Raw genomic sequence first — 13,795 nt, 5'->3', positions numbered from 1 at the left:
TTATAGAGCTGTAATGCCGTGGCGTAGGACAAATGTCTAAAAATTATATGACCGTTTCTTTTCTGATTCTGCTGAGATGTCTCTGTGTAATTCCTAAATAAGAGGCCAAGTACTGCAGAGGAATTTTCTGAACATAATCGGGCTGATTGCCAAGCAGCGTTTCATACCGCTGTGCTGCACTGTCTCTTTGGAGCTGAAAAAATCTTTTCTCGAGCTCAAGATATTCCTGTTCAGCTATCATCTTTAAAAATTTCGTCCAGTTGAGATCATCTTTTATCAGATCATCTATTGCATCTTTTTTTAAAACCAGCAAATCGGCATCGGTAATGGCCTGCATATTTTCCCTGCTGGGACAATCTGAAATAAATGAGGAATAACTGGCCATAAGCTGATTGGGAAACCTGAAGCAGTAAGTCATATCCTTTCCATTATCCGAAATATAATAGGAACGGAAAATTCCCGATATAATAAATGCTATTTCCCTGCATTTGTCGCCTTCCTGCACAAAAAAGTCATTTTTATACACTTTTCTGGCTTCAAAAAGCTGTAAGAAATCTTTAATCTCATGGTCTGAGAATATATCAAAGCTCCGGAAATAGTTTTCTATCATATTTTTCAAATTGTACTTAAAACCCTGAAAGTTTTTCTTCAGCTTTGTTTTTTTACAAAATTAAACAAATACAAAAGCGGCTGCAAGCCTTTTCTTTGATGCTTATTTTAACTTTAGCCTTTTAAGTATGATTATATTCAAAATTTGAATGTAATCAACTACCTGTTAGAAATCTTATCCGATGATGAAAAATAAAACCATTTCAGAACGAAATGGTTTTACCTGCTTTGAATTTAATAAGTATATGAAGATATGAATGATGTTTTTTATTGACACAAAGATAGATGGTCCCGTAAGATGTTCTGTCAGGGGAATCCCTAAAATTATATCCGTGAAAATACGGTTGTAGATATAAAAAAGCCCTGCGGATTTCTCTGCAGGGCTTCAGAATTTATCTAACAATTATTAATGTTCAAAGTACGGAATTCAATGTTTAAAGTCTAAAATTGATCATTGACTATTCACATTTATCTATTAAAGCGGACTTACCAGTTCAAGGAACCATGTTTTAATGTCTCCTTCAAGGTAAGGCCCTATTTTTTCTTCACATGTTCTGTGATAGTCATTCAGCCATTTAATTTCTTCTTCTGAAAGAATTTCTTTTACAATAGTATCCTTAAAGAACGGGCAGAATGTAAGGGTTTCAAACTCATAGAAAGTTCCGTGAATTGTTTTTTCCGCTTCTTTTACAGCAATCAGGTTTTCGTGTCGGATTCCATATTCTCCTTCAAGATAATATCCGGGCTCATTGGAACATACCATTCCAGGTAGAAGATCTTGTGGATTCATATCTTTTCTGATGCTCTGCGGACCTTCATGAACGTTCATGAAGCTTCCTACTCCATGGCCAGTTCCGTGATTGAAGTCCTTTCCTTCCATCCAAAGTGGAAGCCTTGCAATGGCATCAAGGTGAACCCCTTTTGTTCCTTTCGGGAACTTTACCATCGATAAACGGATCAGCCCCTGAAGCACTAAAGTGGAGTTTCTTTTGAACTCATCGGAAACAGCTCCTAACGCCAGGGTTCTTGTAATATCGGTCGTTCCTTCCAGGTACTGCCCCCCTGAATCTACCAGGATACTTGCATCGTTGGTAACCTCTTTACTTCCTTCACTTTTTGCTGAATAGTGCATGATAGCTCCGTTATCCTTATATCCTACAATGCTGCCGAAGCTTTCCCCAACGAAGTTTTCTCCTTCTGCACGGAAGCCTCTCAGTTTTTCACCGATAGAATATTCGTTCATACTTTCTTTTCCTGCATTATGGGTCAGCCAGTAAAGAAATTTCACCATGGCAACACCATCCCTTACCATTACTTTTCTGAACCCTTCCAGCTCGGTTTCATTTTTCTGGGCTTTCATCAGGTTACCGGGAACCGGAGCTTTTATAAACTGGTTGTTTTCTTTTAAAGTTTCAATGATCATCTGGTTACTGTTTGGAGAAACCAGGATTTTTTCATTTTTGAATGCTTTCAGATAATTGTAAAACTCTTCATAAGGCATCATTTTCACAAACGAGTCATCCATTTGTTTTCTTGCCTCCACTTCCAGCTTTTCAAGATCTGTGAACAGTACTGCATCATTTTTGGTAATGACAACATATCCTAAAAACACAGGATTGCTCTGTACATCGCTTCCCCTTAAATTCAGTGTCCATGCTACATCATCAAGACTGGAAATAATATGAACAGTAGCTTCCTGGTCTTCCATTTTCTGACGGATAGCTCCCAGTTTATCTGTAACAGATTGTCCGGCTCTCTCTACAGGATGTACGAAAATAGGATTTTTTGAGGGTGTACCTCTGTCTTTCCAGATCTCTTTTAATAACGGAAGATCTGTTAAGGTAATATTTTTTGACTGCAATTTTTGTGAAATCAGCTCCCAATTGGCATTGGAAGTGGCAACAGCATTAACGGCTACTTTTCCGCCTGCAGGAATCTGGGAGATAATCCAGTCAATATAATTGGGTGTTCCTTCCATTCCGTCTTTGAAAAGATCGATTCCTGAACCTTCCAGCTCTATGGCAGCCTGAGTAAAGTATCTTCCGTCTGTCCAAAGCCCTGCTTTGTCTTTTGTAATTACCACAAAACCTGCAGAACCCAAAAATCCTGACAGCCAAGCTCTTTCCTGCCATTCTTCAGGTAAATATTCGCTCATATGCGGATCTGCAGAATATACTATAAATGCATCAACATTATTCTTTTGCATTTCTTCACGAAGTGCAGCCACTTTTTCCTTTGAAGTCATTCTTTTTCTTTTTTAAACACCGAAAGTTACAAAAAAATTGAGGTTCAGAAGTGTATTCCATCCTGTATTTTCGTTAATAATCTGTTATTTTTTCTTTCATATGCATTAATCCTTAAAGGCAATAATATTTATAATTACATACCACAAAAACAACATTATTGCTAAACATATAAAGTTTTGGAGAGATTATTGCTATTATTCTGGCATGAGAGAGCAGAATTATAAAAATCACAGGAAATTTTATCCTCCCCATCATTTTATTTATCTTCCGCTACTGATCGTGCTGGAAATTCTTGGAATTTATAAAATCTGGGACGATCCTGAAAATAAGCTGATATGGATATTATTTTCAACCGTGATATTTCTGCTTTTCTACCTGGCTTTTATGACGAGACAGCATTATGCGCTGGGACTTCAGAACCGTATGGTAATGCTTGAATTTAAACAGCGGTATTTTGAAATTTTCGGACAGAGAGCTGATGAAACGGCTGATAAGCTGAGATTTGACCAAATTGCAGCGTTAAGGTTCGCCTATGATGATGAATTCAGGGAACTTCTGTACCGGGCACTTCACGAAAATATATCAGGAGACGAGATCAAGCGTTCTATCAAGAACTGGAGAGCCGATCGCCAGAGAATCTGATTTAACACCAAAAATATTATATCATGAGAAAGTTAACTTTATACAGTATGATCGTTTTCACATTGCTAACGTTAACAAGCTGTGAAGCAATTGAAACTATTTTTAAGGCTGGAATGTGGTGGGGAATTATCCTGGTCGTTGCAGTAGTAGTAATCCTTTTTCTAATCTTTTCGAGGGGTAAGAACTCTTAACCATTTTTTATGGAGAAGAATACGGATCTGGAAATTATTTCCCACTTAAAGCCTTCAAAAATTATCAAGATCATGAAGGATCCCGAAGCCTCCGCAAAGGCGGTACATCTTGTATATACCACCGATGCGGAAACTGCCGGGATTACCCGTAAAAAAACGGGGAAAAAGTATTCTTATTACAAAAACGGAGAAAAGCTTAAAGATAAGGATGAGATTTCCAGAATCAATAAGCTGGTGATACCTCCTGCCTGGGAAAATGTATGGATTTGTGCATTGGACAATGGTCATCTTCAGGCCACAGGTTTTGATATAAAAAAAAGAAAACAATACCGGTATCATCCCTTATGGAGTGCTTTAAGAAATCACACAAAATTTTACAGAATGCTTCAGTTCGGGTATGCATTGCCCAATATCCGGCTTCATGTGGAACAGGATCTCGCTTTAAGAAATTTTGAGAAGAGAAAAATCCTGGCATTAATTGTAAGTTTAATGCAGCATACAAACATCCGTATCGGTAATAATGCCTATGAAAAGCTATATGGTTCTTTTGGCTTAACGACTCTGAAAGGCAAACATGTGAAAATTAACGGTCAGAAAATTTCCTTTTCGTTTAAAGGGAAGAAAGGAATTATGCATAATATTGATCTCAAAAGCCGAAGACTTTCAAGGCTTGTGCAGAAATGCAAGGATATTCCAGGAAAAGAACTTTTCCAGTATTTTGATGATGAAGGAAACCGTCATTCGATAGATTCGGGGATGGTAAATGAGTATATTAAGGAAATAAGCGGGGAAGATTTTACAGCCAAAGATTTCAGAACATGGTCGGGAACAGTAAGTGCTTTAATTGCTTTTAAAGAGATAGGCTACGCCGAAAATAACAGTCAATATAAAAAGAAAGTAAAGGAAGCCTTGGATATGGTTGCAGAACACCTGGGGAATACCAGTACGGTCTGCAGAAAATACTATGTGCATCCGCTGGTGATCAATCTTTATGAGAATAATTCGATCAAAAAATATCTTGATGAACTGGAACAGATCGAAGAAAATGACGGAAAAGCAGGCCTCACCCAGGAAGAAAAGCTAGTCCTGAAAATTCTGGAAAATGAAAAGATGTAAGTTGCCGATAAGAATTTAAAGATCAACAAGAAAACACCATATCTACTCATTTTGAATCATCAAAAAATAATATTTTTTGAATTTAAAACAGTATTAAATTTTATTTTATAAAGATGAGCTGCTTTTTTTCTTTGCGTTAATTATTGTAAATTTGTATACCAACATATTTATCAATTTTAAAATAATACAACATAATATGTCAAAAGCAATTTCGCAAGTACCATTTGCAGTAAACGAGCCGGTAAATTCTTACGTACCGGGATCTCCAGAAGTTAAAAGCCTTATCGCTACTTACAAAAAGATGTGGGCTGAGAAGACAGAAATTCCAATGATTATCAATGGCAAGGAAGTAAAGTCTGATGAGAAAGTTCAGCTTCAGTCTCCTCAGGATCACGCTCACGATTTCGGGTTTTACTATAAAGGTACGATGCAGCATGTAGATGACGCTATCAACGCGGCACTGGCAGCTAAAAAAGAATGGAACGAACTGGGCTGGGAACAGCGTGCAGCTATTTTCCTGAAGGCTGCTGACCTTTTGGCCGGACCTTACAGAGACGTAATCAACGCAGCAACCATGATCGGGCAGTCTAAGAACGTACACCAGGCTGAAATAGATTCTGCCTGTGAATTCATCGATTTCTTAAGATTCAATGTAGAATTCATGACTGAAATGTATTCTGAACAGCCGGTTTCCGACAGCGGAATCTGGAACCGTGTAGAATACAGACCACTGGAAGGGTTCTGTTTTGCAGTAACTCCTTTCAACTTTACAGCGATTTCCGGAAACTTACCGACTTGTATGGCAATGCTTGGAAACGTTGTCGTTTGGAAACCTTCTGACAAGCAGGTTTATTCTGCTAAAGTAATCATGGATGTATTAATTGAAGCGGGTCTTCCTGCTGGGGTTATCAACATGGTTTTCACAGACGGAAAAGAAACTGCTGAGAAAGTATTGGCACATCCTGATTTTGCAGGCCTTCATTTCACAGGTTCTACGAAAGTATTCCAGGGAATGTGGAAAATGATCGGCGATAATATCCATAATTACAGAACATATCCAAGAATTGTTGGGGAAACCGGAGGAAAAGACTTTGTGATCGCTCATCCTTCTTCCAATGTTGAGGCCGTGGCTACTGCTTTGGTAAGGGGATCTTTCGAATATCAGGGACAAAAATGTTCTGCAGCTTCAAGAGCTTATATTCCTAAATCTCTTTGGGCTGATGTGAAAAAAGTAATGGAAACTCAGATGAATTCTATCAAAATAGGTTCTCCTGAAGATCCGTCAAACTTCGTTAACGCAGTTATTGACAAAAATTCTTTCGAAAAGTGTAAGGGATACATCGACAGAGCAACTGCTTCCGGTGAGGCTGAAATAGCAATTGGTGGAAAAGTTGATGATTCTAAAGGTTGGTTTGTACATCCTACCGTAATTGAAACTACGAATCCTCATTACGAAAGTATGGTAGAAGAGATCTTCGGACCTATCTTATCTGTATATGTATATGAAGATCAGGACTGGAAAGAAACTTTAAAATTAGTAGATTCTACTTCTCCATATTCATTGACAGGTTCTGTTTTCTCACAAGACCGTTATGCAATCAATGAAGCTTTCAAAGCGTTGGAAAATGCATCAGGTAACTTCTATATCAATGACAAACCGACAGGTGCGGTAGTAGGCCAGCAGCCTTTCGGAGGAGGAAGAGCTTCCGGTACCAATGATAAAGCAGGTTCTAAAATGAACTTATTAAGATGGACCTCCGTAAGAAGTATCAAAGAAACTTTTGTTTCTCCAAAAGATTACAAATACCCATATCTAGGATAAAAGTTATAGTTATAAATTGTGAGTTATAGATAATAAATAATCAGTAATAAGCAATGAATAATAATCATAGAGCCTCGAAATTATATTTCGGGGCTTTTTTATTAATGATCAGATCTAATTTCATCACTCACAGCTTTCTTCTAATCATCTATAATCCTTTACTATTGTTTTTTTTCTAACAACTTTTAACAAAGTTTATCTATGTTTTAATATTTTGAACAACCGGTTAGGAATAATTATTGAACTTTAAATAACAACATCAAAAATAAAATATTTATGAAAAAGTTTTTGTTAGCAGCCATAGGTTTAGGAATAATAGTTGTGAGCTGCGGAACCAAAGAATCTTCTATGTCATCCAACATTAAGGATTCCACTGCAGTAAGCAATACCCAAACCGTAACGCCTAGTGCAAAGGATTCAACAAAGATGACTACTGATACGGCCAAGATCAAAGTAGATTCATCGGCAACCGTACCTCTATCTAAATAGATACAAACAAGTTTAATCCAAAAATGGAAAATCCGCAGATGAAAGCTCTGCGGATTTTTTTGTTTTTTTCATAATGTCATTTCATTATCTTTGCAAAAACAAAACAAAAACAATGATAAAAAAACTTTTATATGCCGCTACTCTTGTAGCAGGTTCCTTTCTATTTGGGCAGGGTGTCAAATTTGAAGAAGGTAAATTTTCCGAAATACTCGCTAAAGCAAAAAAAGAAAACAAATTGGTGTTTATTGATGCTTACACTTCCTGGTGTGCTCCCTGCAAGCTTATGGTTAAAAATATTTTTCCATTACAATCTGTTAGTGATTACTACAATACCCATTTCATTAGTGCAAAAATTGACATGGAAAAAGGTGAAGGTGTTCAGTTAGCAAAAAAATATAAGGTAAATTCCTATCCCACTTATTTATTTATTGATGGAAATGGCGAAGTTATTCACAGAGGTTTAGGTTATTTTGAAGAAAAGGATTTTATCCAGCTCGCGAAAGATGCTGATGATCCCAATAAGAAGCTAGCTGTTTTAAAGAAGAAATTTGAAAAGGGTGAGAAAAGTCCAGAATTTCTAAACAATCTTGCTTCACTTGCAGATTCTTATGGTGACAAAGAGCTCGCAGTAAATGCATTAAGAAGATATTTTGAGGCTAAACAAGGAAAAGATTTTACAGAAAGAGACTTTAATTTTATTTTGTTTAATACTAAAACTACGGATGCTCCCACCTATATCATTTTTCAAGAAAGAAAAGATGACATCCTTCAATATATTTCAGAAGAAGAATACAACAAATCAAACAACCGCTTCAAATTAAACACTATTTCTAAAAAATCCTATAATCAAGATACCAAATTATTTGATGAAAAATACTTTTTATCTGAAGTTGGAAAAATAGTTGGAAACGCAGAGGCAGAAAAATATCTTCAAAAAGAAAAAGCAGAAAAAGCACTAAAAAATAAAGATTTTGCTACCTATGAAAAAATCTCTTTAGATTTATATAAAGATCCTTCAAAAGAAGATTCCGGAGAACTGGCTATGGCAGCATGGAATTTCTATGAAAAGGCAACAGATAAATTTTCTCTGGAAAGAGCAACTCTTTGGGCTCAGGAAGCTGTGAACAAGGGTCAAGACCCTATGAATACAGGTACTTTAGCAAACCTTTACAATAAAATTGGAGATAAAAAAAATGCTAAAATCTGGGCCGAGAAATCTATAGAGATAGCTACTAAACAATACGGAAAGGAAGCTGTAGATCCAGATATGATAAAGCTATTAGACAGTTTAAAATAATAAAAGAATGCAGAAATTCATAGAACTATGGATTTCTTTATTTAGAAAAATATGTTTCTTTAAAATTGCACTAGGATTTCTTATATTTGATTAATACTAAACAATTAAAAGAATTACTATGAAAAAATTATGGATAGGAACTGCTCTCGGAATATTATTTTTAGGAAGCTGCGCCCAGAATAAAGAGAAAAGAGAAGCGTTTAAAGATGAGCACAATAAAGATTCACTGAGAAACAATATGGGAGATTCAGCGGTTGCCAACTCTGAGCCGGCTCCGGTAACTAAAGATACTGCCAAAGTAAAAGCCGACAGTCTGAAAACAAAATAAAAAAACAAATCCGCAGCATACTGCGGATTTGTACTTAAAAAAACTTGACTGAAAAAAACCGGGCAATCAACCCCGATTGTATTATAAATATTTATTGCACCAGGTCAGATTACTAATTCTGATCAATAAAAAAATATTTACTATTTGTTACAAGAAAGCTTGAAGAAACTCTCTCTCAGCTTTGGATCCGTTGTTTATTATAAATGACACCGAGACCGCAACCGGCACAGCTGTATTGGATTTCTATCTTTTTAAAGGTGTTGATAGAAAATATAAATTCCAATACGGCCGCTGAAGTTGCCATCCGTTTAATTTTTACTAGCTTAAAAGTTTTCATGGTTAGCATAAAATCAGAGATATTTACACTTCTAGTAATTTTAGTGTTTAAATTTGAGCGCTGTTCTGCTTTATCGGAATGAAGATTAAAATATGAGTGACAAACCGCAGTATGTCTATTCCCATAAAGCTGGCGCAAAGATATAGATGTGAAGGCCTTACGTAAAACAATAGGTTAGCCATTTTCATGAAAATGAAAAGACAGAATACGTAAAAACATCTGCTTTTTAATTGTTTTCAGGAAAATGGGTATTTTTATCTGATTGATTTTCATCCAGATATTTAATATAGGCTGAAGGAGAAAAATCGGTCACCGCCTTAAATACTGAAGCGAATTTGCTGTGTGAGGAAAAACCGCATTCTTCAGCAAGAATACTTATTTTATACTGCCTGTATTTATCATCATTGATGAGCTTGTCTACAATATAATTAATTCTTAAACGGTTAACATATGTTTTGACATCCGTACATTTATGTCTATTGATCACATAGGACAGATACTTTGTATTGGTATTGAGTTCCGCAGCCAAAAATGATAAAGACATATTTTTGTTGTTGTATAACTCACCTTTTTCAAATTCCTCCAGAAGTTCCAGAAGCTTTGATTCGGTTTCGGAAGTCATCAGAGAGTCACTTCTTCGTTTATCACTTTCCCCTGCCCTGTCATCTACTTCCTCCACAGAAATATTTGGAAAATCAGAGTATTCCCTTTTTAAAGGTAAAGGCTCACTGCGTACACTGATCATCCGGAGTTGGGTCCTAATAATATTCCTGAATTTTGCACGCTGCTTTTTCTGTTTGGTTCTGAAGAAAACAACAATGGCAATCAGAGCCGCAAAGAGTACAATAATTGCTGCATTTTTAACAATACTGATCCGGGCACTTTTTTTACTGGGCTTAACTAGAATTTCTGAGCTTTTAAATGCAAACTCACGGTTTTTTGCGGTAAGGCTGTCATAGGCTCTTACATATTTTATGGCATACAGGGAAGCTTTAACGTTATCGCCTGTCCCTTCATAATAATCATTAATATTGGAATATACGGCTTTCTTAAGCTTAAGACTGCGTGAACTGTCCGCTATATTTTCTGCTTTTTTTAGATATATTTCAGCATCTTTCCAGTTTTTCTGCCTTAAGCGGATGCCGCCCAATCCATTATATACCAAACCCAGAACACAGCATTTATCTTTAAGGATTGATTCTGCTTTCCGGTAATTCTTTTCAGAAGTAACGTAATCTTTAAGCTTAAAATATATATCACCAAGAACTTGGTAAGAGGCTGCTACAGCCCGTTCATTATTCTGAATATTATCTTTTCCGAAAGAGTGTAATGAGTATTCGATATAATTAATAGCATCGGAATAATTCCCCTGTTCGATTTCATAATAGGCCATTTCCTGATTCAGCAGCCCCATTACCTCTCCTCTTTTTTGAGTATCGCTTATGCTTTTCGCTGCTTCCATACCCAGCAGCGTATATTTTTTCGATCTTTCAAAGAGACCAACCAGCCGGTACTCTTTAGCCAAAAACTCATTGACACGGCAAAGCCATTCTGCATCATCAATCTGCCTGAGCAGGGAGTGAGCATTTTCACCATAACATATGGACTTTTTGAATTCACCTGCAGAGTGATAAAGTTCGGCAGAAAGTAAAAGGCTTTTCACTTTGTCCAGAGGTTTCTGCGCCTTCATGTATAAGGAATCTGCTGTTTTTAAAGCTTCGGGAATATCTTTTTGTGTCACCTGAACAGATGTTCTTTCACAGATCTGGTCAAAATTGTATTTTTTCTGTGCCCAGATGGGGACAGCGGTAATGAACAAAAACAAAAGTTTTAGCAGACTCCTGGACATAAAAAAATAAATTATTATTTTGACTTTATAATAATTCATCATTCTCATGGGGTGTCTTTTTGTTTTTACAAAGCTACTAATATTTTATATTTTATTAAAATATTCTTCTATTATTTAATTTTTTAAACTAAAAAGTTTAAAACTATTTATTTTAATAACATTTCATCAATGATTTTCACTTTAAATAGACTTATTACATTTTAAAATAAAATATCCGTAACTATTTTCTTTATACGCCGACTTATTTGTTAGCATAATTATTACATTTGTAATCAATAAAAAGTTTTATGAAAAAATTAGCACTATTTTCTTCTTTATTTATAGGAGCTCTGGCGTTGGCGCAGGGAATTAAATTTGAAGACAGCAATTTTGCGGCTATCCTGGCAAAAGCAAAAAAAGAGAATAAACTGGTATTTGTAGATGCTTATGCATCATGGTGTGGGCCTTGCAAACTGATGGTAAAGAATATTTTTCCGCTTCAGACAGTTGGAGATTTTTATAATTCCCACTTCGTGAATGCAAAAATAGATATGGAAAAAGGTGAAGGAATAGGTCTTGCCAAGAAATACAATGTAAAGGCATTCCCAACTTATCTTTTCATCAACGGTGACGGGGAGGAAGTACACAGAACACTAGGCTATGTAGAGGAAAAAGATTTTATCCAGTTCGCTAAGGACGCTGAAGATCCGAATAAAAGGCTTACCGCATTGAAGCAAAAGTTTGAAAATGGAGAAAAAGATCCTGAGTTTTTAAAAAATCTTGCAGGATTGACAATCTATAATGATTCTGAATTTGCAGGAAAGGTACTTGACCGTTATTTTCAGCAGAAAACAACACTTGACCAGGAAGATGTACAAATGCTTCTTTCAGGAACACAAAGCACAGAAAGCCCACTATATAAAATATTCCAGGCAAAAAAATCTGAAATTATCAAGATTTTCCCGGAAGAAAAGTATGCAAAATTCGACAAAAATATTAAACTTAATACCGTTCTTAAGAAGTCTTACAATGCAGATACAAAATCCTGGAACGACAACTATTTTCTAGCTGAATCTCAAAAATTCATGACGAAAGATGAAGCTGAGAAAATATTAAAAAGAGCAAAAGCAAGCAGAGCTTTAAAGAATAAAGACATTCCGACCTACGAGAAATTAATGCTCGAGCTGTATAAGGATTCTTCTGCAGCCAGTTCTGAAGAATTAAATTCCCTGGCATGGAACTTTTTTGAAAACGTGAGCAACAAAGCTTCTCTGGAAAAAGCGGTAGCCTGGGCTCAGGAATCTGTAAAGAAAGATGAAAATTATGCGAATACAGATACTTTAGCTAATCTTTACAACAAAATCGGAGATAAGAAAAATGCTAAAATCTGGGCTGAAAAATCTGTTCAGCTGGCTAAAAGTACAGGACAGGATTCTTCGGATACTGAAAAGTTATTGAAAAGCCTTTAATACAAAAAAGAATCGCCAGTTTTTACTGACGATTCTTTTTTTGTCCTATACTGTCTATTTAGTTATTGTATACTAAAACCTGCATTTTGGTAAGCATCGCTTCCGTATCGCCGTTATATCCTGCATAAGTAGTAGGGTCAACATTAACTCTTGCAGTATTAGCCCATGCTGTATATTGTACTTTAAATGTATATGTCCCAGCTGGAAGCGTCACCGATTTTAAAAAAGTTACCGGGACAGGGAGATCATTTAATCCGCCACCTGCAGATCCTATTTTAGTTGTATAAGCCGATGATATTTTAACATTATTTTGTAATAAGCTAAATACACCTTGCGAACTAACTCCTCCACTAGGAAAATTAGTTGCATACCCCAAAATCGTAAATAAGAAAGTCTGGGTCATACCTGCCGGAACAGTCAATGTCAATGTAACTCCTGGTACATCTGCTGTATTTCCCGCAGTAATTGTTGCTTCAGTAGTTCCCTGTACATAGTTTGCAGAAGAAATAGTTCCACTTGATGTATTAAGAGTTTTCCAGGTAGGTGCCGCTCCGGCTCCGCTTGATGTGAGAATCTGTCCCGTAGTCCCTGCACTTCCCGCTGTGTTTGTAGTCCCGCCCACATTCAGTTCGTTTGTGATCTGTAATGCTCCGTTAACATGCAGTTTTTTTTGTGGCGTTTGAGTTCCTATTCCTACATCACCAGCACCAGTCACCGCCATTCTGTTGGTATTATTAGTATGAATATTTACAGGATTTGCCGAGATGGCATTGATGTTCATGCTTGTACTGGTTCCGGATGTAGTAATCTGTGCGGCTCCGTTATTATCTACAAACATATTTAAAACAGCTGAACCGCCGTTTGCCTGAAATGCTCCTCTTGAAGAGCCCGTTGCCGATACAAGCCCCATGGTTCCAGTAGTGCCAATTATTACACTATTTGTTCCGTTAGTGAAAGAAAGTTGATTTCCTGCCGTTGTTACGATTCTGCTTGTTGCAAGGGTACCATTAGAAGTATAAATATTAACAGGGGTATTTAGTTTGGTCCAGACCGTACCATCGTAATAATAATATCCTACAGCATCAATATTTGCAGCGGTTCCAGCTTGCGTTCCCGTTGCAATACTGTTCACATAAATTAACGTGGAAACAGGAGTTCCCGTCATACTTTGCGCTCTTTGCCTGTCAACTCTTGGAACCAGTAATCCATCCACTTCAGCAGTGGTACCGGTAGCATTTTTGGCTGTTATATCGAGGGTTGAAGCAGGATTTGGGGTATTTATCCCCACTTGTGCATAATAGAATAAGGGCAGTAGAAAAGCCCCAGATAATAAATACTTTTTCATTTGTTTTTGTTTATAGTTAAGTATCTCAAAGCTAATAAAAAAAAATCAGTTTTTCTTATTTTTCAAACAAAACCAA

Annotated in this window: 12 protein-coding genes; 8 read left to right on the top strand and 4 right to left on the bottom strand. The window is 36.4% G+C overall.

Annotated features, from left to right (window positions below; translation table 11 throughout):
- Positions 1 to 43: 43 nt before the first annotated feature.
- Positions 44 to 610, bottom strand: coding sequence for a Crp/Fnr family transcriptional regulator (locus V6R96_RS05460; protein ID WP_223558950.1), 567 nt, complete (start codon positions 608 to 610; stop codon positions 44 to 46).
- A 474-nt stretch (positions 611 to 1,084) separates the two neighbouring features.
- Positions 1,085 to 2,854 (bottom strand): aminopeptidase P family protein, encoded by a 1,770-nt coding sequence (locus tag V6R96_RS05455; protein ID WP_336378233.1) that lies wholly within the window; start codon positions 2,852 to 2,854, stop codon positions 1,085 to 1,087.
- A gap of 205 nt (positions 2,855 to 3,059) precedes the next feature.
- Between V6R96_RS05455 and V6R96_RS05450 the strand changes: the two genes are divergently transcribed.
- The 7 genes from V6R96_RS05450 (at position 3,060) to V6R96_RS05420 (ending at position 8,740) form a co-directional block, all read left to right on the top strand.
- Positions 3,060 to 3,497, top strand: a complete 438-nt coding sequence (locus V6R96_RS05450; protein ID WP_336378232.1) for a DUF6526 family protein — start codon at positions 3,060 to 3,062, stop codon at positions 3,495 to 3,497.
- A gap of 23 nt (positions 3,498 to 3,520) precedes the next feature.
- Entirely contained in the window at positions 3,521 to 3,688 is a 168-nt protein-coding gene (locus tag V6R96_RS05445; RefSeq protein WP_111959374.1) for a phosphatidate cytidylyltransferase, read from the top strand.
- Between the two features lie 9 nt (positions 3,689 to 3,697).
- A complete protein-coding gene (locus tag V6R96_RS05440) occupies positions 3,698 to 4,804 on the top strand; it encodes a DNA topoisomerase IB (protein WP_336378231.1) in 1,107 nt (368 codons plus the stop codon).
- Positions 4,805 to 5,000: 196 nt separating this feature from the next.
- A complete protein-coding gene (gene pruA, locus V6R96_RS05435) occupies positions 5,001 to 6,626 on the top strand; it encodes an L-glutamate gamma-semialdehyde dehydrogenase (RefSeq protein ID WP_111959369.1) in 1,626 nt (541 codons plus the stop codon).
- A 276-nt stretch (positions 6,627 to 6,902) separates the two neighbouring features.
- Positions 6,903 to 7,115, top strand: coding sequence for a cytochrome C551 (locus V6R96_RS05430; protein ID WP_336378230.1), 213 nt, complete (start codon positions 6,903 to 6,905; stop codon positions 7,113 to 7,115).
- A gap of 112 nt (positions 7,116 to 7,227) precedes the next feature.
- Complete coding sequence (locus V6R96_RS05425; RefSeq protein ID WP_336378229.1) at positions 7,228 to 8,412, top strand: thioredoxin fold domain-containing protein; 1,185 nt, start codon at positions 7,228 to 7,230, stop codon at positions 8,410 to 8,412.
- A 118-nt stretch (positions 8,413 to 8,530) separates the two neighbouring features.
- Positions 8,531 to 8,740, top strand: a complete 210-nt coding sequence (locus V6R96_RS05420) for a hypothetical protein (protein WP_223558943.1) — start codon at positions 8,531 to 8,533, stop codon at positions 8,738 to 8,740.
- Positions 8,741 to 9,303: 563 nt separating this feature from the next.
- Here V6R96_RS05420 and V6R96_RS05415 read toward each other — a convergent pair.
- Positions 9,304 to 10,896, bottom strand: a complete 1,593-nt coding sequence (locus V6R96_RS05415) for a helix-turn-helix domain-containing protein (RefSeq protein WP_336378228.1) — start codon at positions 10,894 to 10,896, stop codon at positions 9,304 to 9,306.
- Positions 10,897 to 11,213: 317 nt separating this feature from the next.
- Between V6R96_RS05415 and V6R96_RS05410 the strand changes: the two genes are divergently transcribed.
- The gene (locus V6R96_RS05410; RefSeq protein ID WP_111960593.1) at positions 11,214 to 12,374 is read left to right on the top strand and encodes a thioredoxin family protein; all 1,161 of its coding nucleotides are present in this window, start codon (positions 11,214 to 11,216) and stop codon (positions 12,372 to 12,374) included.
- 58 nt (positions 12,375 to 12,432) lie between these two features.
- On the opposite strand, the gene V6R96_RS05405 is transcribed toward V6R96_RS05410, so the two are convergent.
- Positions 12,433 to 13,719, bottom strand: coding sequence for a hypothetical protein (locus V6R96_RS05405; protein WP_336378227.1), 1,287 nt, complete (start codon positions 13,717 to 13,719; stop codon positions 12,433 to 12,435).
- Positions 13,720 to 13,795 lie beyond the last annotated feature (76 nt).

This window comes from Chryseobacterium sp. CCNWLW53 (genome assembly GCF_037083525.1).
In the GTDB taxonomy this organism is placed as follows: Bacteria; Bacteroidota; Bacteroidia; order Flavobacteriales; family Weeksellaceae; genus Chryseobacterium; species Chryseobacterium lathyri.
The sequence above is the reverse complement of the archived record's forward strand: the minus strand, read 5'-3'. Positions and strand labels throughout refer to the sequence as shown.

Coding starts and splice junctions, on each gene's coding strand:
- V6R96_RS05460 (WP_223558950.1), bottom strand. CDS start 610: ATGATAGAAAACTATTTCCGGAGCTTTGATATATTCTCAGACCATGAG.
- V6R96_RS05455 (WP_336378233.1), bottom strand. CDS start 2,854: ATGACTTCAAAGGAAAAAGTGGCTGCACTTCGTGAAGAAATGCAAAAG.
- V6R96_RS05450 (WP_336378232.1), top strand. CDS start 3,060: ATGAGAGAGCAGAATTATAAAAATCACAGGAAATTTTATCCTCCCCAT.
- V6R96_RS05445 (WP_111959374.1), top strand. CDS start 3,521: ATGAGAAAGTTAACTTTATACAGTATGATCGTTTTCACATTGCTAACG.
- V6R96_RS05440 (WP_336378231.1), top strand. CDS start 3,698: ATGGAGAAGAATACGGATCTGGAAATTATTTCCCACTTAAAGCCTTCA.
- pruA (WP_111959369.1), top strand. CDS start 5,001: ATGTCAAAAGCAATTTCGCAAGTACCATTTGCAGTAAACGAGCCGGTA.
- V6R96_RS05430 (WP_336378230.1), top strand. CDS start 6,903: ATGAAAAAGTTTTTGTTAGCAGCCATAGGTTTAGGAATAATAGTTGTG.
- V6R96_RS05425 (WP_336378229.1), top strand. CDS start 7,228: ATGATAAAAAAACTTTTATATGCCGCTACTCTTGTAGCAGGTTCCTTT.
- V6R96_RS05420 (WP_223558943.1), top strand. CDS start 8,531: ATGAAAAAATTATGGATAGGAACTGCTCTCGGAATATTATTTTTAGGA.
- V6R96_RS05410 (WP_111960593.1), top strand. CDS start 11,214: ATGAAAAAATTAGCACTATTTTCTTCTTTATTTATAGGAGCTCTGGCG.
- V6R96_RS05405 (WP_336378227.1), bottom strand. CDS start 13,719: ATGAAAAAGTATTTATTATCTGGGGCTTTTCTACTGCCCTTATTCTAT.